We start from the raw sequence: 23,948 nt of genomic DNA, 5'->3' as shown, positions 1-23,948 counted from the left end.
GCTCATAACGTTTTTCATTCGTAATGAGTATGCGTTATTTAACGGAGCTTTTTTGATGCTCTACGGGCATGCTTTGCTATCCATTTAGTCATCTTTTTCATTAAAGCGGGTGGAAAATCATGCCCCATGCCGGGCACCACTTTTAATTTACTGCGTTTGATTATAAGTGCGGTATTAATGCCAGCTTCAAGAGGGATGACAGGGTCGGCACTGCCGTGAATAATCAAGGTCGGGGCTTTAATTTTTTTCAATAGTTTTTCGCGATAAGGGGTTGCTGCAATGGCTGCTAGTTGGCGTTTGAAACCCTGTTGATTATGAGCGGCACGCTTACTATAACGGTTTGCGTTTTCATACAAAGCGCATTCATCTTGCGGGTAAGCAGGGCTGCCAATTAATTGATTAAGGCGTACGTTGTATTTTATTTCGGCTTCTTTAGTTCGGTTTCGTGGCTGTATCTTAGCTAGTTTTATGAGTAAATTAATGTTCGAGCCTGAAAACGACCAAGGTGAACTACTCGACATAATGGTGGTTAAACTGAGTACGCGCTTTTTGTACTTTGCAGCAGCTATTTGTGCAATCATGCCCCCCATTGATGCCCCCACTAAATGCGCTTGTTTGATAGAAAGTGCATTCATCAACTCTTTTACATCACGGGCCATGTCATCTAATGAGTAGGGGAGGTGGGTGCGTAGCGGTAAACGGCGGCTCAGCCAATGTTTAATAAGGCTTGGTTTGCCTAATTCATCGAGCGATGATGACAGCCCTGCATCGCGATTATCAAAGCGAATTACTCTAAACCCTTTTTCTACTAAACCACTATACAAGGCCTCTGGCCACACGGTAAATTGTGCGCCTAAGCCAATAATTAATATGATCACAGGTGCATCAAGGTCACCTTTATCTTGGTAACTAATAGATATACCGCTGGCTGTGAGAATATTTTCCATTCTTTAACTAACAGGCTTACGCAGGTTAATGAAGTATAAATGGCATTGTTGGCAGTTTAGTGACAGTCGGATGACCTGCTCGAAGTAGGCAGCACAACAGTGAGTGCTGCCTATATTCAGGGAGAAAAATATTAGAAGTAAGCGGTAACGCCAATCCAGAAATTACGGCTTTTATCTTTTACGTTGTAGTCATCAGTGAAAGTGACTTCACTCACTACGCCACGACCTGTTAGGTACTCGTACTCACCATCCCCATTTAAGTCGGTATAGCTCGTACTATAAGAGGTGAAATCTTCGTCGAGTAGGTTGTTTACGCGGGCATTAATTTGCACGTACTCATTAACATAGAACTGTGCACCTAGATTAAGTAGGTTATAGTTTTTGTAATACAGCGCTTTATCGTGCACGTTATCCCAGCCACGGTAACGATCTGAGCGATACACACCTTGTAAATAAAGGTTGATTGAGTCGGTGGCTTCCCAGTTTAGCGTTAAGTTGGCCATGTGCTCAGCACTGTTAGTTAATGGTTTGCCTTGTTCTGGTCCGCTCTTTTGTTCGCTGTCAGTCCATGTGTAGTTACCATTGATTGACACCGTGTTGGTTAGTGTATATTGGCCTGCAATTTCAACACCTTGTAGATCAACTTCATCAATATTAATTTTTTGGCTGTAGCTGTCATAGCCCAGTTGATCGTATTGGCCTAAGTTAACACACGGGCGCACACCATTGGTTTGCTCACAGCTTAAAATGGTGTCGCCGCGGGCTATTTTATCTTCGAACTTGGTGTTGTAATAAGTGACATTGATGTTGTGATCACCTTCAAGTGATGTCCAATAAAGCGCGATTTCTGAGTTAACACTGGTTTCTGGTTCTAAGTCTGGGTTACCAGCAAATGGGCTGGTGCCTTGACCACCAAAACCAGTAATACCGTCGTATAGGTCGGTTGTTTGTGGGGTTTTATAACCTGTGCTAACACCGCCTTTTAAAGTCCAAGTGTCGGATAAGTTGTACACAGCGTACACGCGGGGTGATACTTGGCTGCCAAATACATCATGGTCGTCGTAACGGGCACCCAAAGTGAAAGTAAAGTTATCGGTTGCCATCCAGTTATCTTCGGCAAACACCGAGTACATGTTTTGTTCTTGAACTTGACCGGCTTGGTCACTTTCAAGACCAAATACACCATCTTTTAACTCACCATCAATTAACTGACCACCAATCGCTAAATTGTGGCTGCCAAAACCGCCAGTGATTGGAATATCAAAGCGTAAATCATACGTGTACTGACTGCTTTCGAGTGGGCGAGCTGGGCGGGGTAAGAATGTTTCTTCGGCTAAATCTTTACGTGCTTGCTCATCCATACCTTCATATTCGCCAGTGCCATCGTACATAGCTTGCAGCTCTATACGCTCACTAACGCTTAGAGGCAAAGTGCGGCCGTTATTTTGCGTATCAACATACGATACCGACGCTTTAATAGTGGCCCATTCAAGCTCACCATCATAACTAAATGACCACCACTCACGGTCAAACTCTTGATCGGCGGCATAACCTGCACGTGGATTAACCTGACCGCGGCTGTCTTGCCAAATAGATTCAATATTATCTTTAGTGCCTAAAGGGTAAGTAATAGTGCCTGATTCAATATCGTAGCTTGGCGTGTTGTCATACACTTGGCTTGAGTTGTCATAATCAAACCGTAAATGATGAGAATCAAAAGGTGTGTAAGTTAAAGTAAAGCCGTATTGTTCGTTGGTATTATCAACAGTACGACCACCACTACCAAAGCCAAGTGAGCGAGTATGCACGACACCATTAGGATCGACCGCAGGTTCAAATGTTGGCGAGGAGGCTTGTTGCTCATAAATACTGCCGCGCACACCTAAGCTTAAAACATCTTTGATAAGCGGACCCATCACGCTAAAGTCGGTGGTTATGTCATCACCAAAGTCGTCGTTTTGCTGTAATGAACGGCTAAATGACACTGCACCGCTCCAGTTATCAGTGTGCTTTTTAGTGATGATATTAATAACACCACCAAGTGCGTCTGCTCCATAAAGTGTCGATGCAGGGCCGCGAATAACCTCAACACGTTCAATAGCGTCAACCGGCGGCACGTGATTAAAGGCGTTACCACCAAAGTTATTAGGGTATATATCACCGTGGTTGTTTTGACGTTTACCATCGATCAATAGCAGGGTGTATTCACCTGTTAAACCACGCATACTCACACTGCCTTGGCCTGTTTTGTCGCGGGTTGTACCAATGTCGATGCCTTCTAAATACTGCACTGCATCGAGCACCGAAGTAAAGGCGTGAGATTTAATATCTTCATTTGTGATAATTGAAATACTTGCAGGTGCTTCAGTTACTTTTTGCTCAAAACCAGTGGCGGTAATAACTAAATGTTCCATGTCTTGCTTAGGCTTTGCATCATCTGCTATTGCTGAAAATTGTGCGGTAATTGCCAGAGTTAATAAGCTAAGTCTTATTGATTTCATTGTTGATCCCAATTTTTTTTGTTAGTCCATATAAGATGGCGGTTATAGTATATAAAACACAAATAAGATCAAGAATAATTCGCATTTGAGTGCTTGTTTTAAAGCCAGCTTTCCACGGCGCTTATTTAAAAAGGGCTGATAGCGGGTAATTAGCTATCATTACTTTTATTGCAGAAAAGTAATGGCAGAAAAGTAATTGAAAATATGAAGTGGGGGAGTAAGCTTACGAAACGCTGTTTAAACGTTTAAATTTTAATGAGTTATAAATTCCTTTATAAATTCCTTTATAAATTGTTTTATAAAAACATGAGATGCCAAAGCCTGCCAAAAACATACTGAACTCGGCATGTACTTGCGCTTACACGAACAACCGATAGCCATATTTGCACGGTAATGCTTTTAGCCGCTTTGTTTTAAGTGGCTTAAATTATAAGTTCAAATGGTCAGGTATTATTGCTGATTATAGCGATGACTCAACGCGCGTAGTCGATGTCTTTGAAGGCATCATAAACCGCTAAATGCAATGTGTCGCCGTGCTCATGTTCGGAGAAAAACTGGAATTTCACTTGGCTTTTGTCTTTAAGTGAATGAGCAAGTTGTTTGTATAATTCTTTCGCAACTCGCTCCATTACATGGCCTTCTTTGCCAACTGCAATGTACACCGATTTAGGAGGATGATTTGGTTTAAATTGGCTTTTTAATAACGCCTCATCGTCCCACCACAAGCTTGGGCTTATGATTAGGTAATGATCGAATAACGCACTGTGATTATACAATATTTCAGTTGCAAGCAAGCCCCCTAAAGATTGACCTATTAGGGTCTCTGTGCCGTTAGTACGGTACTCTTTGGCGATTAATGGTTTTAATTCATGTTGTAAAAAATGGATAAATTGTTCAGCTCCCCCATGGCTTGGAAGTTCTTGCTGGTCAAAGTGGTTGTTACTTTTTGTGGTGAAGTCGTGCTTTCTATCAATATTACTTATCCCGACAACAATGGTGTCGGGGATCATTTTGATCCATGAAAAATTCGCAAATTGCACCAGGCCCGCTATATGAATAAAGTCTTCATTTTTAGAACCATCTAATAAGTAAATGACCGGGTAATGTTTGTCTGTATTTTTTTCATAGTTTTGCGGCAAATACACATTTATAGAGCGAACTTGATGCAACACTTCAGAGTTAAAGCTTAGGGTTGTGGCAAAGTCAAAAGGGGTGGCGTTTATAGCAATGTCAGCTTTTGTGGGATAGCTGGTTATTAAAAAGAATAAAGTGATACATATAACGCTAATAGATTTCATGGTTTTCCAAATTCAAATTGCTCGTTTATTCCTTCATTAATACTAGCCCTAGTAAGGTTATTTTAATACATGACGCACACTCAGAAAATTCAGAACTTACTTGAGTCGGCTATTTTTTGAAAATGTTTTGATAGCGTTGTCAATTTACGTCTTTCGTGCGAGTTAATAGTGTGGCTCATCCGCTTATAATGTTAAAAAAATGTATACATCGAATATAAGATTAATGAGCAAACCTTTTTCTTCATACCAGCATGCGCTTTTAAGCACAGCAATACTCGCTTTAGTAACGGCGTGTGGCGGTGGTTCAGAGCCACAAGAAACGCCCGTTACACCTCCGGTCACTGAAACACCGCAAAATCAAGCACCTCAAATCAGTGGGCAGTCACAAACGTTAAAGGTCGGCGATACGCTAAACTTTAACCCACAAGTGTCTGATCCAGATAATGATCCACTCACAATTTCGGTGAGCAACTTACCTAATTGGGTCAATTTTGATAAAGCAACGGGGGCGATAAGCGGTATACCTGAGCAGGCAGGCGTGTTCTCAAACATAGAGTTTAATGTATCGGATGGGCAGTTATCAGCACAGCTGTTGATTGATATTACGGTGGAGAAAGCGCGGGAAGAAAACACATCGCCAACGCTTACTTCAACGCCAGCTAATGCGAATGAAGGCCAAGCCTACGCTTATCAGCTCACATTTAGCGACGCACAAAACGATACGATTATAGTGAGTGACGTTGCACAGCCTGATTGGTTAATTTTTGATAATAACACTCAGCGCTTTTCGGGAACGCCTGCATTTACTGACCGTGGCGAGCAGCTCATTCGTTTTCGTTATTCAGATGGCGAAGTATCGCAGCTTGCTGAGCAAATATTTACTGTGACCCCTCGCGCTAATTCATTGCCTAGCATCAGACCACTCGCTGCAGAGGCGCGTGCAGAAAACGCATTTAGTTTAACGCTTACCCATAATGACACTGACAATGATGAGGTAAGCCTAACGGTGGCAGGTTTACCGGCATGGCTTAGCTTTAATGCGCAAACAAATACCTTATCGGGCACGCCTAGCGATGAGGATGTAGGTGAACTTCGGTTCACTATCACAGCCAGTGACTCACGTGAACACGCGAACTATGAATTTGTGTTAAACATAGTGCAAAGTTATGTGGCACAAGCTCTTGCATCGGGAAACGCCCTTGATGTGCCAAACAGTGATTTATTACTTGATGCGGCACTGAATGAAATTGACACTCACAAAGCGCGCTTTCAAACGATTAAAAATCGTTTATTTGGTTTAGACACACAGTCACCCTTGGATGCACTAAGCTGGTATCCAACATGGGATGCAACGCTGTTAAGGGCCACTTATCCATTTAATGAGCCCGTACTGTTAACCAATAATAGTTGGCAAGAAGGTTATGAAGCAAAAGTAAGAAACCTCGCCGTGGTGGGTAGCAGTGATGCACAGCGCGGCCGCTACCTCGTATTCGGCAGTAACCCGTATCGCAACACGATTAATGAGCAAATGCTCAGCTTTTTGAAAAACAGCCATAGCTGGCTTGCAGGCAGAGAAGTAACTGAAGAGCAGCCTCTTAACCTTGTAATGGCACAGCTTGATCAGAGCTATTATTTTCAAGACCGCATTCTCACTAGAGAATGGTTCGATACGCATTACAAGGACCGAGTTCGGTATAACGAGAAAGCCAGCTGTGATAACGATGCCTTAGCGGGATGTTTAACTGATGACACCGATATATTAATTATCTCTCAGCATGAACGCGAAGGATTAAATATTGATAATGTGGTTGCAGCAGTAAAGCAGGCGCTAGCGAATGATATTGCCGTGATTTATGTTCAGCGCGATGGTAGTCAAACAGCGTTAGGTAACGCCTTGTTTGAGTTATTCCATGTCAGTGTTGCTGGTGATAACTATTGGCACCGATTAGAACTCGCAGAATGGAACCCAAGTGTAATCAGCAACAGCCTACCGAGTGATGTGCTCGCCATTAAAGCCCTATTGAACCGCTTTAAAACAGGTGAATTCACTGTAGATTTAAGCACCTGTGATAACCGTAGTTGTCCGAGTGATAGTCAGTACCAGCAACAATTCAGCGATGCAGCCACTAAAGTGAACTCATTATTTAGAGGCTTTGACCAAGCAAAAACCGATATTTTTGCAGAGCAAGGCTATCGCTTTTATCAATTATTAGCGCTGCTTGGCGATCATTATCGCCAAGATGTGCGTTTTCCGATGGATAAGCTTAGTACTGATAATAATGCCTTTTTTCGCTCGTTATTTGCTGATCATGCGGTATTAAATGTGCGTAAAGTGAACCCAACCCAAAGTGATATGGGAAATTTTAGCCGCAGTGACTTTAGCCATGTAACGCCAAAAAGCGTGACAGTAAACATGCAAAGTAAAGCGCATTTTCGCTCAACAGGTGTGTATGCGCTGCCCGGGCAAACATTCACGATAAAGCGCACCGACAACCAAGCCGTTAACACCAAGGTGTTTGTAAATACCTTACGTGATGGCGCAACGCACTATATGAGCAGTAATGGTTATAATCGTCCCGCTAAATTGCAGTCGGTGCATGTGCCAGTGACAAGCAATGAAACCGTGTACTTTACCTCACCCTATGGTGGGCCAATTCAAATTGCGTTCGATCAAAATGATTTAGACGTCAGCTTTGAATTTAACAATGTTGGTGAGCATCCGTATTGGCGAAGCAGCAGCGATGATACACGTTTTGCTGAGCTACTTGAAAAAGGCGACTACGATTGGGCCGAAGTAGCAACAGGCGGTTTTGAAGTACACTCAAAGCTTGAGAAAATGCGTATTTCGATCAACGAAGGTTACTGGCCAATTGCCTCTGACTTTGCCTATGCCGTGGAGCGTTATACTCATAACTACCCGCATGTATTAGCGGGTTTTAAAGGCCCTGGTATTGATGTAGTTACCGAAATTCATGACTTTGCCAGCGCACGCAACCTTGAAATACAGACCATTGATATTGTTAAGCACATGAATGCCGACCAACCCACATGCGGCTGGGGCTGCTCGGGTAACCCGTATGACGCGGGGTGGAATTTTAATCCGACTGGGCATGGCGATATTCATGAGTTAGGCCATGGTCTTGAAAAAGACCGATTCCGTATCGAAGGCTTTGGTGGTCACTCCAATACCAATTTTTACTCTTACTACAGTAAGTCTAAATTTGAAGATGAAACGGGATTCTCGGCGTCGTGTCAAAACTTGCCATTTGAAGGTTTATTTAATCACTTACAGGCCAGTCAGCAAACGGCTAATCCCTATGCTTATATGCAAGAGTTGGCGATGTCAGAGTGGTCACAAAGCCATGCAATTTACTTACAAATTATGATGGCGGCACAGGCATACAATACGCTTGAAAACGGCTGGCATCTGTATCCGCGTTTACACATTATTGAACGGGCTTTTAATCTAGCTGATAACAGTGATGCTAATTGGCAGGCACAAAAAGATGGGCTTGGTTTTTCGAACTACAGTCTGTCGGAGGCACAGAGCATAGGTAACAATGATTGGCTATTAATAGCGTTGTCAGAAGTAACAGAGCTCGATTTGAGCGACTACTTCAGTATGTGGGGCATGACAACCTCAGATAAAGCACGGCAGCAAGTGAAATCCAAAGGCTACACGGTGTTGGGTGATGTTTATTTTGCTTCTTCTGCGACAGGCTATTGCACAACGCTTAATCATCCTATACTTGCCGTTGACGGGGAGCAAAGCTGGCCTGAATAACCAATAAACCTTGCTAAAAAACGCCTGCGGTCATGAATGTTCGTGGGCGTTTTTGTACATAAGCTAGTGATTTTGTGAACAACTGCTACCTTTAGAGAAGACACGTTCCAACACGAGGTTCAATATGGCTATATCTGCAATACCTAAAGGTTACCATGCGGTAACGCCTTATTTGATTATTGAAGGTGCCACGAAGGCAATAGAGTTCTATAAGCAAGCGTTTGCTGCTGAACTGGTGATGCAAATGCCTTTACCAGACGGTGGCGTGGCACATGCCGAAATTAAAATTGCCGATTCCCACATCATGCTTTCAGATATGTGCCCCGATGTGCAGTTTAAGTCTCCACATCAGCTTGGTGGTACACCTGTGAGTATTATGCTGTATGTTGAAGACGTTGATGCCGTATTTGCCAACGCGTTGTCGCTGGGTGCAAAAGAGCTGCGCCCAGTTCACGATCAATTTTATGGCGACAGAGCTGGGACCTTAGAAGACCCTTTTGGTCATATTTGGACCATAGGCACACACAAAGAAGACCTCAGTGAGCAAGAGTTGATGCAGCGTATGAGCGAGTTGATGAGTAAAGAGCAGGATGCTTAAAAAGTTGTTTCAACCGACATTCCTATTTGCCATGAATCAACCTCTTGGTAACTGCCAAGTGGCGTACTAAAGTCAATATGTATAACGTTGTCGTTACTTGAGCGCGATGAATATAGGCGAATACCCACACCCGCACTGGTTAACATTGAATCTGATATATTCGCAGTTTCAGTGCTGCCAAATGCTTGGCCTACATCAACAAAGCCAACAAAGCCTACATCTACAAACTGATACAGATTGATATTTGGGTACATTCTTAGCTCAGCGGTTGCTTGTACGCTTGAAGTGCCATGTTGGTAACTTTCAGGGAAGCCACGCATGCCTTCTTCACCGCCTACAGCCAGCGGTTTATCTGCAAACTCATGGTTTTGCCAATGACCATTTAAATGCGCATAAAAGGCAAATGAATCTGACCAGCGATAGTTCATTTGCGCTTTTGAGTAAATAGCTAAGCGGTCATCAAGCTCTGTACCAATATTGCCTTTGACCCCTGTGGCAAACCGATACAAGGCATTATTGTTAAACCACGCTTTGGTGAGGTTAGTATCAAATAAAAAGCCTTGCCCCAAATTAACCGTATCGATGGCAAACTTTGAGTTTAACTCCCAGCCTAGGTTAACGTCTTCATTGTGGTTTATTAGGTCAATATCGTGCAACACAGCGTAATTGTCTTCTAACCAATGCAATCCTAGCCAAGGTGCAGCAATGCTGTAATCGTTGAGACCTGCAAGTAAAGGTTTTGTTTGAAAAGGGCGGTAGCTGACATCTTGGTAGTCAATCCCTGCAAGCCAGTGGAAGGTTTGCTGACTGTCTTGCGATAAAATACCACCATAGGCAAACTGGGCGATTAATTCATCAGTAAAAAACTCTGAACGAGTTATACCATTTTGATAGATATAACTTTTTTGCTTTTGAGATTGTGCAAAGTAGCGCATTAGTGCGTCACTGCTGCGTTGATAAAAAGGCTGATGATAATCCACTAAAAAGACTTGCCCGTCATCGTAATCATCAGCTTGTAAAGTGAGGGTCGCATGAGGCTGCCAAGGTACTGGCATTTGCAGTACTGAATGGAAGCCCGAACGTTCGTGATCAGATTTATACTTTAATGATGCGCGAATACCGTATCCTAAAAAGTTTTCTTCTTTAAAGCCCAAGCTGTATTTATTGTTGCCACTACTTCGCCCAAAATTAACGGTTGGTAATAAACTCCAGGTATCCCAGGTATCTATTTGTACAACTTTAGGCTCATCCACAAGGCAATCTTTTGTATAGCTAACTTTGGCATCTCTTAAGTATTTTTTATTGCGCAGAATACGCTCTGCTTCTTGTAACTGACGCTCACTTACTTGCTCACCTTCTTTAAAGGTAATTTGCTCACTGATAACTTTGTTTTTGGTATCTATGTGTAACCAGTTAATAAAGCGGTGTAGGGCGGTCGTTTCAGGATCGTTTGGATCAAAAATAGTATGTGTATCAATGTTGAGTTTATCAACAGTGATGTCTTTGTCTTCGCTTAACTCAGCAGTGGGTTTGCTTTTTACCTCACAGACGACATCTAAGCTTAAAGGCTCGTTTGCATAAGCTGTCCCTGTAGCAGTGCATGTGAATAATAAAACAGGTGTTATTTTATACATTTGGAACTATGCCTACTTAATACTTAGCGATGAGGTTGTCATGCTACATCAACCTAAGTCGTTAAAAACGCTTCATTTTGAAAGCATAAAAGAACTAACTTAAGAAAAACTTAACTAAAACTGAAACTTAGTTGAAGATTGTAAGAGCTTGATAACTTTTGATTTAGATAATGCGTTAGCGTGAAATTAATCGGTAAAAGGCTGGCTTGCGTATGATTTATTAAGATTTCTAATAGAGTAAACAATGAAAAAGCGTGTTTTATATTGGCTGCAAAATGACTTAAGAATTAGTGATAACGTCATACTATCTGAACTTGAACACTTTAATGGTGAACTTGACCTTGTTTATGTGATTGAGCCTAGGTGGTTTAAACAAAGCAATTATCAACAACGGCCTGTTGGTAAGCATCGATATCGTTTTTTAATACAGAGCCTACAGGCTTTTTCTAACGCTGTGGAGGCGCTTGGGCAAACCTTACATGTGGTCACAGGTGAGCCCGAAGTGGTTATTCACGAGCGTATAAAAAAGCACGGTATTTCAACGCTTGTCTGTACAGAGCAAGTGGGCTATTACGAGCAAAAACAGCTTAAAAAAATAACTGAGTTATGCCCAGAACTTGACATTAAAACCTACCAGCAAGACACTTTATTTACAGCACCTGATTTACCGTTCTCAGTTGCCGATTTACCAAAAAATTTCACGGCTTTTCGTAAAAAAGTTGAAGCAGAACCTGCGGCTATTGCTGCACCGCGTGATGCGGTTTCGCGTTTGCCACACCCAGTGCAGCTTTGCCCAGCTCAACCAATCCCAGATGCAGTGACAGAGCCTGAAAGTGTGTCTGGTGGCTTGTTTGCTGCTCAACAACATTGCCAGCACTATTTTTCATCGCCCGCACCGGCCTGCTACAAAGAAACACGTAATGAATTAGACGGCTTCAGTAACACGACTAAGTTTAGTTTGTGGCTTGCGGGTGGGTCTATTAGTGCAAAACAAGTGTATGCTGAGGTTGAACATTATGAGCATATAAATGGTGCGAATGAGTCAACGTATTGGATTAAATTTGAATTACTCTGGCGTGAGTATTTTAAGTGGCATGCAAAGCATGTTGGCAGACAGCTATTTCGCTTTAAAGGCCAGAAAAAAACGGCGCCGCTAACAACATTTAATAGTCAACGTTTTGCATCTTGGTGCCAAGGAACCACACCTTTTCCACTGGTAAATGCAATAATGCATGAGCTCAATGAGACGGGCTATATTTCGAATCGTTCGCGGCAAATTGCAGCCAGTTGTTTGGTCAATGAGTTTGCGGTTGACTGGCGTTTTGGAGCGGCTTACTTTGAGCAACAGCTCATTGACTATGATGTCGCTGCGAACTGGGGTAACTGGCAATATATTGCAGGAGTTGGCGTGGATCCGCGAGGTGGGCGTCATTTCCACATTAATAAGCAAACGGCATTATATGACCCAACAGGGTGTTATATTCGCAAATGGCAGGGTGATAAAACAGTGAGTCGTGTTGTTGATATATACGATGCTGCAGATTGGCCCTTAAATGAGTAATTTTAATTTAAATCAAAAATCTAAATGTCATTTTTAGTCTTTTTTTATTTTGTTATCTAAAATAGAAATAAAGGCTTACTTTTTCACCGTGATCCAACTCAAAAGGTTAACTATGGCATTTAGTAAAGGATACGAGGGGATCCAGTCGAAGCTCGGAATAGACATCGCCCAGCTTATACTTGATAGTAGCGATGCGGGGATATGGCTATGGAATATAAAAACAGGTGAAACCATTTTTAATGAAAAATGGGCGGCAATTATTGGTTATAGTTTAGCTGACTTACAGCCGGTATCTATTGATACGTGGCTTGCGCATGCACACCCTGATGATCTCGAAAAATCGCATCGACACCTTCAAGCCCATTTTAGTGGCGAAACTGAGCGCTATATATGCGAAGTCAGAATGAAGCACAAAAAAGGGCACTGGATTAAAGTACTCGACAAAGGCCAAGTGCAAACATGGGATGAAGAGGGGGATCCTGAATGGATGTTTGGCGTTCACATAGATATAACCAATCAGTGGCGAAAAGAGTGCGAAATAGAGTCTTTACATAACAAACTGCAAAAATTTACTGATAACTTACCGGGCCTTGTTTTTCAGTACGTAATAGATAAAAAAGGTCACGGTTCATTTCCTTTCACAACGTCAAAAGTAATAGAAATTTATGGCTGTACGTCAGACCAATTGAAAGAGTCTGATGCTTTTGCCATGCAGGTAATACACCCTGATGATCTGCCTCGTGTGCTGACAAGTATTGAGCGTTCGCGAGTTGAATTATGTGACTGGCATCAAATCTATCGGGTAAATCACCCAAAAAAAGGGCTCATATGGGTTGAAGGTAAATCGTCGCCTATTGCGCGCCATGATGGTTGTTTTGAGTGGAATGGTTACTTAGAAGATGTCAGTGAAGAAGTGACGAGTAATGAAAAAATAAAATTGTTAACCGCCGTCTTTTCAACCACCAGTCGAGGAATTTTAATTACAACCCCAGAGCCACGCATTGTCGATGTTAACCCCGCATTTGAACAAATAACCGGATACAGTAAATCTGAAGTGGTAGGCCAAAGTCCAGCAATACTTTCAGCTAAAAAACAAGGAAAAGAAGTGTACCAACAAATGTGGGCAACACTACTGAGTAAAGGTCGCTGGCAGGGGGAGGTGTGGAACAAGCGTAAATCGGGCGAAATTTTCCCAGAGCTGCTTTCTATCGATGCTTTATATGATGAAAAAGGATGTGTAAGTCATTACATAGGTGCCTTTGATGATATTTCGCTGGCAGTTGAAAAACGTCAATTATTAACTGAGCTGGTTAATCAAGACCCGCTTACTAAGTTACTTAATCGGCGAGGGTTAGATATTCAGTTACGTGCAATCACGCAAAGTACAACGGCAAATAACCCTAAGTTTGCGTTAATTTACCTTGATCTTGATAATTTTAAATTGGTTAACGACACCTTTGGGCATGAACAAGGCGATAGTTTATTGCTTACGATTAGCCAGCAGATAGCGTTACAGCTACGTGAGCAAGATATTCTTGCACGCATAGGAGGTGATGAATTTGTGATTGTACTACCTAGTTTAGCAAAGCCTGAAGTATGCGAAGAAATTGCATTGCGTTGTCAAAAAGCGGTGGAAGTAATTGCAAAAAACTATGCCACTGCCCAGCCTGTCAGCGCAAGTTTTGGTATTGCGCTGTATCCGCATCATGGCAAAAATGTGAAAGAGTTGCTTACCATGGCTGATAAGCAAATGTATAAGATGAAATCGATACCAAAATCGTTACCATTCGGTTGATATTTCAACACTGGGCAGTTTATTGAGTAGCGGCAATAGCGCCCGTTCTTTGCGCAAGTCATTACGTTCATCTTCTAAACTTTTACGCTCATGGTAGAGGTTTTTACGCTGTTGATTATCGAGCTGATTACTGTTTAGTTCAGCACGAATAGTATGTAGCCGACGATCAATTTCTTCTATACGATCATCGATATCAATAAGTCGTTGCTGTACTTGGTAACGGTCGTTACCTTCTTGCCATGCTTTACGAAACGCAGTGCTGTTACACACGCCGTTATAAGGCATGCCTTGCATGGCCAACGTAAAGCCGTTTTCGGGTTCACAATACACATTGAGGCCTTGATCATAACCCGATTTATATTCGCTTATGTCTGCACGCACGCCAAACTCACTGCATTGTGCTAACGCATTTACGCCATCTTGGTATTGGGTGCCATTAACACCATGTTGATAGCCAATGCCATACCAATTTGCTTGCAAACATTCATCTTTACTCAGTGATGTACAACCCGTTAAAACAACCAAAGGCAAAAGAGGGTAAAGCCATTTTTTCATGTGTTTAAGGCTCATAAAAATACGAAATAAGTTCAATAAGTTTAGCGTGTTATTCGTTTTTTGGGTACGTTTAGTTTTATTTTAAAGCAGCTTATTGCCGGTAGGGTAAATAATACATAGCGTGGCTTTTAATAGAGTATAAAGGCCTTATTAAAAGGCCTTTGGTAACATTACAAAAGCATTTAGCGATTGTTTAGTTGTTGGTTGATCTCGTCAAAAATAGAGGCGTCATCAATCGTAGATGGAATGTTTAATTCTTCCCCATCGACTAATTGACGAAGGTTTTTTCTAAGAATTTTCCCTGAACGTGTTTTAGGTAATCGTTCAACATGTAGAATATTTTTCAAACAGGCGATTGCGCCAATTTGATGCCTAACAGCGTGGATTAACTCTTTTTCAACCTCTTTGCTATCACCGAGGTAATCATCTTTTAGAACGATCATCGCCATTGGCAATTGCCCTTTTAGTGAATCACTTACACCAAAAACGGCACATTCAGCAACGGCAGGGTGAGCCGCGACAATTTCTTCCATTTCCCCCGTGGATAGGCGATGACCCGCAACATTAATGACATCATCGGTTCGGCCCATAATGAATAAATAGCCATCGTCATCAATATAACCCCCATCACCAGAGAGGTAATAACCAGGGTACTCACTCAAGTAACCCGCTTTAAAGCGCGCGTCATTTTGCCAGATAGTGGGTAAACAACCCGGAGGTAAAGGCAGTTTTATTACAACCGCGCCGTTTTCATTTGGTGCGCAACGCTCACCATTCATATCTAAAATTTGCACATCGAAGCCCGGTGTGGGCACCGTTGAACTGCCAGGTTTTGTGCCTAGCTGCTCAATGCCAATTGGATTACAAGCAATGGCCCAGCCTGTTTCTGTTTGCCACCAATGATCTAGCACCGGTAATCCCGTGTGCTCTTTAAGCCACTCATACGTCGGAGGGTCAAGGCGTTCACCGGCTAAAAATAAGCGTTCTAACGAGGAGGTATCGTATTTTTTAAAGCCTTCGGCTGTCGGATCTTCTTTTTTGATAGCCCTAAATGCGGTAGGTGCACTGAATAACGCGGTTACCTTGTGCTCTTCTACCACACGCCAAAATGCGCTGGCATCGGGCGTTCTAATGGGTTTGCCTTCATATAAAACGGTGGTACAGCGATAAATAAGAGGTGCATAGACGATGTATGAATGACCGACTACCCACCCGATATCGGAAGCCGCCCAAAAGACCTCGCCCGGCTTCATGCCATAAACCGTCTCCATGCTGTAATGCATTGCAACTGCATGCCCCCCGTTTTCTCTCACCACGCCTTTTGGCGTGCCTGTGGTACCTGAGGTATAAAGGATATAAAGCGGGTCATCCCCATTTACTGCGACAGGCTCTATAGGATCGGCTGCATCGCTGGCCGATTGCCAGTCAATATCGCGACCTGCTTGCATATCGGCTTTTGCTTGTTCACGCTGGTAAATAATGCAGTGTTCAACATGATGCTTTGCGGTTTCAAGGGCTTCATCAAGCAGTGGCTTATATTCAATGACATGATTGATTTCGACCCCACATGATGCGCTAAGCACAAGTTTAGGCTTTGCATCATCGATACGCACGGCAAGTTCGTGGGGTGCAAAACCACCAAAAACCACCGAGTGAATAGCCCCTAGTCGTGCACACGCTAACATGCCAATAACCGCTTCGGGGATCATCGGCATATAAATAACCACGCGATCACCCTTACCAACGCCCAATGAATGCATTAGGCCTGCAAATGTTGCAACGCGACTTTGCAATTCTGAGTAGCTGATTTTTTGTTTTGTGTTTGTAACGGGTGAGTCGTAAATTAATGCTGTTTGTTCGCCGAAACCGGCATCTACATGCTGATCAAGTGCTAAATAACAGGTATTAAGCGTGCCATCGGCAAACCAATGATAAAAATTGTTTTCATCGTTTTGATACGGTGCGCTGGGGGCTTTAAACCACGCAATACGTTTACTTTGCTCAAGCCAAAACTGACCGGGATCGCGCTGAAACTGTTGATATTGTTGTTGATATTCGCCCGACATAAAGAGGCTCCTATACTTTATTTGTGAGAGATTTATATCCGCTCCCCTTGAAGATGCAATGTTAAGTGCTATCACGTGGGAGCGTGGATATTTAAAATGTAGGCGCTTTTTTGGTTAAATAATATGCGACCTTGGTCTGCACTTAATCAAGGCCTGAGAGGCGATAATAGGGTTGTTAGCAGTGTTTTAATCTTAATAATTTTTTAATTAATAAGGTTAAAGTGTTGGTGTGAATGCGTGTAAGAATAAGCGTGCTTGTTGCAGCATAAAGTGAAAAACTAATGTGGTTTTTTACTGCGTGGAGCACCCAGCAATATACCAATATGGCACAGACACACGGCGAGAAATGCACTGATCCCCAAAGCCCCACCATAGCCATTTAAAAGTGGCACAAGATACTCAAAAAGAAGAGAAAAAAGTAAGGCTGCAATGGTAATGGTAAAAATACCAAAGCGTTTAGGGGCACTCATGCCAATAAAAGTGCCGCCAAAAAACGCCACACTGTATAAATCAGCGTGAGGGGTGATATAAACCATCACACAGTAAGCAATAATTGTTAACGAGGCCGAGGCGCGGATGCCGTCAAAGCGATTTTGTTGTGCAAGAAGATAGGTGCCAAATGCGGCAAATATTGACAGTAAAGTAATCGAGAGGTTCATAAAAACGCACTTTTCGTAAACATGTAAAGAGCCACACTGGCAAATGCGACACTGCCTAAGCGACCACCAAAACCAGCAAAAAGATTCATTGTCATGACATATAAGCTCGCACCAAAAAATGAAATTAAACCCAGTTCCCAGTAATTATTAATTAAACTTGATGAGCACATACCTGCAAAGCTGCCCGCATAAATAGCTGCATAGGGGTGAGATTTATACACGCGTGAAAAAGGAATAAAGGTGCCAATTAACCCAGTCCCAGCTGCGGCCACTACAATGGGAACAGTGAATTTATCGTGCAAAATGAAGCTTAAAAAGCAGCCACAAAAGAAACAAATATACTTAACTAAAAAAAAGCTGAAGTGATATGAAATGCGCTGAGTGCACAGTTTAGACATGTGGGGTTGTAAAGCGGACTTAAGCGATTTCATACTTACTTTTAGGTAGTTATAAAGGCGCTAATTTTCACATTTTATACTCATAAAGTACAATACGATAAGGCACTGATTTACGCTCAGCGCCTTATTTTTTATATCGTATTGTTACTACTTATTCGTGTTTATGTGTATTTTTGGTGCCCCGAGTATGGTGGCCATAAAGAGAGACAATTAAAAAGCACAGAAGAGGAATAATAAATGAGCTGGCCGTATCCAATGTATCAATTAATGTTGCTTGGAGTAACGGTAAAAATGCGCCCCCTAGAATCGCCATTACTAATCCTGCAGCGCCAATTTTTGCATCATCGCCGAGTCCCTCGAGTGCCGTGCCATAAATAGTCGGAAACATAAGCGATAAGCAGCCAGAAATACTCACAAGTGCCACCACTCCCAGTAAATTAACTTGAGTGATAACCAAAACACACAGTGCAGCTGCGACTAAAGCCATAATCCGCAGTAATTTAGCGCCACTCAAAAAACGCATGAGCCACGTCATAATAAACCTAGAAATTAAAAAGACGAGCATCGAATACTGTAGCACTTGACCCCCAGTGACTTCATTTGTTGTGAGTGCCTCCATGGTGTAACCAATAGTGTAGGTCCAGACACATGTTTGCGCTCCAACGTTAAAAAACTGCGCAACAACACCAAAACGATAATGCTTATTTTGATATAAGGTTTTAAAAGCGCTTGTTAAATTACGTGATGGAGTGTGGGTGTGCGTTATTGTTTTAGGAGATTTACTAAAAAAGATACACAGCCATAATAAGATTAAACAGCCCGCCATCCCCACGTAAGGCACCATCACTGCACTGAGCTCACTGCTCACAATCGCCTTTAATTGGCTTTCACTCATGAGTGCTCGGTGTGCGTTATCGGCCTGATTTAAACTGGGTAAAATTAACGTGGCGGCCAGAAATACACCGATATTGGTGCCCACTGGGTTGAATGCTTGCGCCAAATTTAGGCGGCGAGTGGCCGATTTTTCGCACCCTAGCTGCATTACATAAGGATTTGCAGAGGTTTCTAAAATAGATAATCCGCCAGCCAGAATAAATAAAGCAAGTAAAAAGTGGCTGTATAGCATTGTTTGGCTCGCCGGATAAAACAACAACGCGCCACATGCGGCCATGGCTAAACCAACCAGCAGACCTGTTTTGTAATTAAAACGACGATTAATTAGAGCCGCAGGCAACGCTAAGCAAAAATAAGCGCCATAGTAACTAAATTGCACCAATGCTGATTGCAGCGCACTCATCGAAAACGTTTTACTGAAAACCTTTACTAAAGGATCGGTCATGTTTGCTGCTGTACCCCATGCAGCGAAACAGGTGGCGAGCAAGATAAATGGCCATAGCATTTGGCGCGATACAATAGCTGATTGTGTTGGCATAGATCACCAGATTGTTGTGTTCATATTGTTGTGGCCGATAGTATTCACGACTCCAGATAATAAATCAACATAGTTGATTTATTATTTTAACTAGCGGATAGTATGGCAAAAAGGTCTAATAGGTGGGTCTTTAACCGTATTAAGAAGGATGCTATGAAGCGTAGTTTATTGCCGACAAGGCGAAGTAATAATGAACGAGCTATTTTGAGCTTGATTAGGCAATGTGAAACGCTGCCCAAAGCACAAATAGCGAAAGCGCTCTCGTTATCTGCACAAGCTGCTACGGTGAATATTAATAAGTTGGAAGAAGATAAATTATTACTTCGTGATGCCCCTGTAAAAGGGCGAGTAGGGCAGCCAAGTGTACCTTTTCGGCTGAATCCCGATGGCGCTTTTAGCTTTGGTTTAAAGATTGGACGCCGACGTTTTGATTTGATTGTAATTGATTTACAAAGCACGCAAAGAGCCAGTGTATCCGTTGAGGTCAATGTGCCTAACATTGACGAACTCAAGGCTTTTTTGAAAACCAATATCCCACAGCTATTGCGAGAGTTAGGCTGTGACTTAAGCACGCGAGTATGTGGTTTAGGAGTGGCAATGCCTTTTGATATTTGGCATTGGCATGCTGAGAATCCTGAGCAACAAGCGCAATTACTTGAATGGCAACATTTCGATTTAAAAACGTATCTAGAAACTGAATTTGAGCTACCCGTTTACATCAGTAATGACAATAATGCGGCGTGCTGCGCAGAGCTTAGCCTAGGTAATCGTCAAAATTACAGTGATTTTTTATATGTTTATTTGGGTGCGTTTTTAGGTGGCGCGGTCGTGATTAACCGCCAGCTTCTTGAGGGTAAAAGTGGCAACGCGGGCGCAATCGGTTCAATGTTAAATGCTCAGCATGAACAGTTGCTTACGTTATGCTCGTTGCTAGAATTACAAAAACAGTTTGACGCTGCACAGTTAAATTTATCGGTGTATCAGCTTACAGATAGTCAATTTAAAGAACATTATGCCCTGATACTACCTTGGCTTAAAAAGGCGGCTGAGGCGATAAGTGTGGCAATGCATCACAGTTTAAGTTTATTAGATATGCAGGCTGTTGTTATCGACTCACCGTTACCAAAAGACGCATTGGATGTTGTAAGGCAATTAACACTTGAAGCATTTGCACGCTTAGACAGCAGAGGGCTGCGTCTGTGTGACGTTAGTGTTGGGGTCTGTGGTGAAAAAGCGCAGTCAATAGGCAGTGCTCAACTTGCGCTTAGTCATCATTATTTTTGAGCAGCAATGAGTCACCCCATTACTGCTCAAAATGATTATTTCTTATATTGATTAAACCACGCGAGCGTGTATTCAATTTTAGAAATCATGCGTGATGGACGACCCGCAATACCATGCGGTGAACCCGGAACACGTATTAGCACAGTATCGACCTTGCGTAGTTTTAAAGCTTGATAGAATTGCTCCGATTCAGAAATCGGTGTACGGCGGTCTTCTTCGCCAGTCATGATCAGTGAAGGTGTTGTCACATTTCCCACTAAAGACAGAGGCGAGCGTTGCCAATAGTGTTCAACATTATCCCACGGCATTCCTGGGAATTGGTTACGAATTTGACCAATGTAGCTGTCGGCTGTTAGCGTTTTACTTAACCAGTTGATAACCGGTTTTGTGATAGCAGCCGCATTAAAGCGATTTGTTAAACCCACCGCATACGCCGTTGCAATGCCGCCTGCTGAACCACCAGCAATGAACAAGTTGTCTTTATCAATAAAGCCTTTTTCAATCATGGCATCCACGGCGGTATTATGATCGGCAAAGTCTTCTTTTGAGCTGTATTTACCATCAAGAAGTAAGGCAAAGTCTTTACCGTAACTAGTTGAACCACGGTAATTTACATACACAACCACATAACCTTCAGCAGCATAGCGTTGCAGTTCGGCTGTAAAACTTGGGCCATAGGCTAAATGAGGACCACCGTGAATTTCAACCATCAGTGGGTACTGTTTGCTTTCGTCAAAGTCGGGCGGTGTGATGTACCAGCCTTGAATTGCTTGACCATCAAATTGTGATTTCACATTCAGTTCGTGCACTTTGCCCAGTTTTTTGTGGCCTAAAACGTCTTCGTTTAACGAGGTTAACGTTTTGTTTTTGCCTTTGTACAAGTAACCTAAATCAGCAGGGCGGTATTCACTGCCGGTCGTGTAGGCAATGGCACCATTGCGTGCCATGCTAAAGCTACCACTGACATATGGGCGACCTATTGAGGTGCCTGAGACCGTGTCGGTTAAATCGGTGACTTTACCGCGGCTTGATACTTTAGCAAGCTTGCGCTTACCGAAGTCATCATACTGAATAACAAAATCGCCATCACCAAACCATTTGAAGTCGGCCACTGAACGATCCAGCTTTTCTGTTAGGTGTTTTACTGACTTATCATCTAAGTCAAGCACCGACAGTGTCGAGTTTATGTAAGGCACGGGTGCGTTATCGCGGGCAATAAAGGCCAGCTCGTCTGCATCTTTAGCGTAATGAGGGTTACTTTCACGACCCGGAAGGTCTGTTAATTGCGTAAGTTCACCCGTTTTTACATTTATTTCGTATAAATCTGATTCAGTGGTGCGGTACTCCCACTCGTCATGGCGGTCTGAAGAAAAGACGACTTTGGTATTGGTTGGATCCCATGCTAATGGACCGCGGTGTTGGTAATTGCCCGACGTTAATTGGCGGGGTGTGCCACCCGAAACAGGAATCACAAATACATGGCGATAAGCGGGTTCTAAGAAACCGGCACCGTCGGCTTGGTAACGCGCTTTTTCAATTACTTTGACCGGTTTTGACCAATCGGCACCTTTCGGTTTTTTTGGTAACTTAACCGATTTCGCAAACGCCGATTTACCTTCAGGAATGCTCATTGTAAAAGCAATGTGCTCAGCGTCATGTGACCACGTTAAGTCGCCTACTGATTTTGGTAATTGCGTTAACAGTGCTTGTTTGTCTTGTGCTAACCAGTAAACGTGTAATTGGTTTGAGCCACTTTTATTACTGGTGAACGCAATTTTTTGGCTGTCTGGCGACCACGTTGGCTGACTGTAATTGTGCTCATCAGAAAAAAGTGGAGTGTGTTGCCCTGATTTTAAATCGTAAAGCCAAAAGCTGCGTTTGTTACCATCTTTCATGATGTCGTAGCCACTTCGCACATAAACGATTTTTTTACCGTCAGGGCTTATTTGCGGGTCGCCCGCGTATTCAAGTTGGAAAATATCCTCAGAAACAAATTTGTCGTTCGCGTAAACCTGCGCTGTTGTTGCAGCACACAGCAAACTGGCCCCAATAATGATGTGTTTTTTTAATTGCATGTTAGCGTCTTTTTTTAGCCGTAAAATTTCATCCTAAAAGCTGACCATAAATCACGCAAGGACAATGAGATAAAGCAGCACTAACTGAAGTTGAAAAACGCATCCCAGCGTTTATCTAAGCGTTGTTTTGCTGTTTTTAAATCAACGGCAAGGTATTGACCCTTGTTTTCACTGACCAATTCAAGATTGACTAGTTTATTAATTGCATCGTCTATTTCAAAATCAACAGTGCAGTGGTGATTGTTGCTAAACCAAGTTTCAATGGTGTCATCGAGTTGCTTGGCAGTCATGGCTGCGTTTGCGTGCAGTAAAAAGGTATAGGCTAGGAGTGCTTCTTTTACGTCTTCTTCTTCGGCCGCATCGACCAAGGTATGAAACACGCCTGCATTATTATCGAGGTTTTTAAAGTACAGGTTATCGGCTAAGGCTTTCATAAAGCGAATTTTACGGTTTTTAAATTTACTCCACTCTTTAAAGATAAAACTGCCGAACACCCCCATACCAATGGCAAAGGTGATAAAGTGCTGTTGGCTCATATGCACTTCTTCACTGCGCCAGCCACCCCAAAATGCAAGCATGGCAATTAACAGTAAAATTGATGCGCCAAGCTTAGTAACAAGCACCACGGCTCCCCCGATAAGGGCTGATGAGCCAATAATGAGTTTATCAATGGGGCGCATTTTTACTTCGCTGTTTGGAAACAGCATTTCTAAATCGGCTTTGGGGACGTTTTGAAACAATTTGACGATTGTTGAACTAGGCTCAAAACCCACTGGCATGCGGCCTTTATCGATAAAGTATTGTTGGTCTTTAAAGCGGATAAAAACCGCAACCCGATCGTAATTAGTAAACGATATGTGCTTTTTTTTCAGCCCCCACCAGGTGCGTAACGTTTCGGTTTTTTGTGATTCGCCTCTGCGATAAAACACCACTTCAGCGAAGTCATCAAACTCGACTTCTAAACGCACTTTAAACAAAGACTCTTCGGTTAATGCCTCTTGTAAGTCTTGAGTCGTGATGGTTTCAAAATTAGCGGCATTGAGCACTGTGGCAAAGTGCTTAGCAAATTCGTTTTGGTACTTTCTGCGCGCCTCTTCATTAATCGACGTGAGTGAGCGAGTGTCTGAGTTAGGATCAAATGGCGCATAGCTATTTTTTAATGACTCAAGCAAGCCGTGATACTGATAATGAATAACACTTTGCAATAAGCTGCAAAACTCTAGAAATGAGGCACGGTGTTGCGCATCTAAATAATCATTGCATAGGGTGATAATGTCGTGCTTTCGAAAGGGAATAAAACGTGCGTTAGTCATTACATTGGGTATGAGTCGTTAGTGATGGCACAGATAATAAGAAAATAT

General features: G+C 42.7%; 16 protein-coding genes. 5 read left to right on the top strand and 11 right to left on the bottom strand.

The features are described 5' to 3' along the window. Positions 1-38: 38 nt before the first annotated feature. From D0907_RS11605 to D0907_RS11595, 3 genes are all read right to left on the bottom strand, one after another. Positions 39-947: an alpha/beta fold hydrolase gene (locus tag D0907_RS11605; protein WP_065978607.1), complete on the bottom strand. Its 909-nt coding sequence runs from the start codon at positions 945-947 to the stop codon at positions 39-41. Between the two features lie 131 nt (positions 948-1,078). Beyond that, entirely contained in the window at positions 1,079-3,448 is a 2,370-nt protein-coding gene (locus D0907_RS11600; protein WP_118844497.1) for a TonB-dependent receptor domain-containing protein, read from the bottom strand. A 473-nt stretch (positions 3,449-3,921) separates the two neighbouring features. Then, positions 3,922-4,746 (bottom strand): alpha/beta hydrolase, encoded by an 825-nt coding sequence (locus D0907_RS11595; RefSeq protein WP_118844496.1) that lies wholly within the window; start codon positions 4,744-4,746, stop codon positions 3,922-3,924. A gap of 223 nt (positions 4,747-4,969) precedes the next feature. Here D0907_RS11595 and D0907_RS11590 point away from each other — a divergent pair, with 223 nt between their 5' ends. Beyond that, positions 4,970-8,530, top strand: a complete 3,561-nt coding sequence (locus tag D0907_RS11590) for an ImpA family metalloprotease (RefSeq protein WP_162898043.1) — start codon at positions 4,970-4,972, stop codon at positions 8,528-8,530. A gap of 124 nt (positions 8,531-8,654) precedes the next feature. Then, positions 8,655-9,128 (top strand): VOC family protein, encoded by a 474-nt coding sequence (locus D0907_RS11585; protein ID WP_036966768.1) that lies wholly within the window; start codon positions 8,655-8,657, stop codon positions 9,126-9,128. Here D0907_RS11585 and D0907_RS11580 read toward each other — a convergent pair. After that, positions 9,125-10,762 carry a BamA/TamA family outer membrane protein gene (locus D0907_RS11580; protein WP_118844494.1) on the bottom strand — a complete coding sequence of 546 codons (1,638 nt, stop codon included), beginning with the start codon at positions 10,760-10,762 and terminating at the stop codon, positions 9,125-9,127. The genes D0907_RS11585 and D0907_RS11580 overlap by 4 nt on opposite strands. 244 nt (positions 10,763-11,006) lie before the next feature. On the opposite strand from D0907_RS11580, the gene D0907_RS11575 reads away from it, so the two are divergent. Then, positions 11,007-12,323, top strand: coding sequence for a DASH family cryptochrome (locus D0907_RS11575; RefSeq protein ID WP_065978603.1), 1,317 nt, complete (start codon positions 11,007-11,009; stop codon positions 12,321-12,323). A 112-nt stretch (positions 12,324-12,435) separates the two neighbouring features. Continuing rightward, the gene (locus D0907_RS11570) at positions 12,436-14,118 is read left to right on the top strand and encodes a sensor domain-containing diguanylate cyclase (protein WP_065978602.1); all 1,683 of its coding nucleotides are present in this window, start codon (positions 12,436-12,438) and stop codon (positions 14,116-14,118) included. On the opposite strand, the gene D0907_RS11565 is transcribed toward D0907_RS11570, so the two are convergent. The 5 genes from D0907_RS11565 to fucP form a co-directional block, all read right to left on the bottom strand. Then, positions 14,104-14,673, bottom strand: a complete 570-nt coding sequence (locus tag D0907_RS11565; protein WP_083202730.1) for a DUF2799 domain-containing protein — start codon at positions 14,671-14,673, stop codon at positions 14,104-14,106. The genes D0907_RS11570 and D0907_RS11565 overlap by 15 nt on opposite strands. Positions 14,674-14,855: 182 nt before the next feature. Continuing rightward, complete coding sequence (locus D0907_RS11560; protein ID WP_065978601.1) at positions 14,856-16,739, bottom strand: propionyl-CoA synthetase; 1,884 nt, start codon at positions 16,737-16,739, stop codon at positions 14,856-14,858. A 278-nt stretch (positions 16,740-17,017) separates the two neighbouring features. Continuing rightward, a complete protein-coding gene (locus D0907_RS11555; RefSeq protein ID WP_036966804.1) occupies positions 17,018-17,398 on the bottom strand; it encodes a hypothetical protein in 381 nt (126 codons plus the stop codon). Continuing rightward, positions 17,395-17,796: a hypothetical protein gene (locus D0907_RS11550; RefSeq protein WP_051501736.1), complete on the bottom strand. Its 402-nt coding sequence runs from the start codon at positions 17,794-17,796 to the stop codon at positions 17,395-17,397. Before D0907_RS11550 ends, D0907_RS11555 begins: the two co-directional genes overlap by 4 nt. 151 nt (positions 17,797-17,947) lie before the next feature. Then, positions 17,948-19,228, bottom strand: a complete 1,281-nt coding sequence (gene fucP, locus D0907_RS11545) for an L-fucose:H+ symporter permease (protein WP_036969114.1) — start codon at positions 19,226-19,228, stop codon at positions 17,948-17,950. A 153-nt stretch (positions 19,229-19,381) separates the two neighbouring features. Between fucP and D0907_RS11540 the strand changes: the two genes are divergently transcribed. Beyond that, positions 19,382-20,512, top strand: coding sequence for an ROK family transcriptional regulator (locus tag D0907_RS11540; RefSeq protein WP_065978599.1), 1,131 nt, complete (start codon positions 19,382-19,384; stop codon positions 20,510-20,512). A gap of 35 nt (positions 20,513-20,547) precedes the next feature. On the opposite strand, the gene D0907_RS11535 is transcribed toward D0907_RS11540, so the two are convergent. Both D0907_RS11535 and D0907_RS11530 read right to left on the bottom strand, forming a co-directional pair. After that, positions 20,548-22,587 (bottom strand): S9 family peptidase, encoded by a 2,040-nt coding sequence (locus D0907_RS11535; RefSeq protein ID WP_065978598.1) that lies wholly within the window; start codon positions 22,585-22,587, stop codon positions 20,548-20,550. An 80-nt stretch (positions 22,588-22,667) separates the two neighbouring features. Further along, positions 22,668-23,900, bottom strand: coding sequence for a TMEM143 family protein (locus tag D0907_RS11530; protein ID WP_036966811.1), 1,233 nt, complete (start codon positions 23,898-23,900; stop codon positions 22,668-22,670). Between the last annotated feature and the right edge of the window lie 48 nt (positions 23,901-23,948).

The organism is Pseudoalteromonas lipolytica (assembly GCF_003515105.1).
Taxonomy (GTDB): Bacteria; Pseudomonadota; Gammaproteobacteria; order Enterobacterales; family Alteromonadaceae; genus Pseudoalteromonas; species Pseudoalteromonas lipolytica.
The sequence above is the reverse complement of the archived record's forward strand: the minus strand, read 5'-3'. Positions and strand labels throughout refer to the sequence as shown.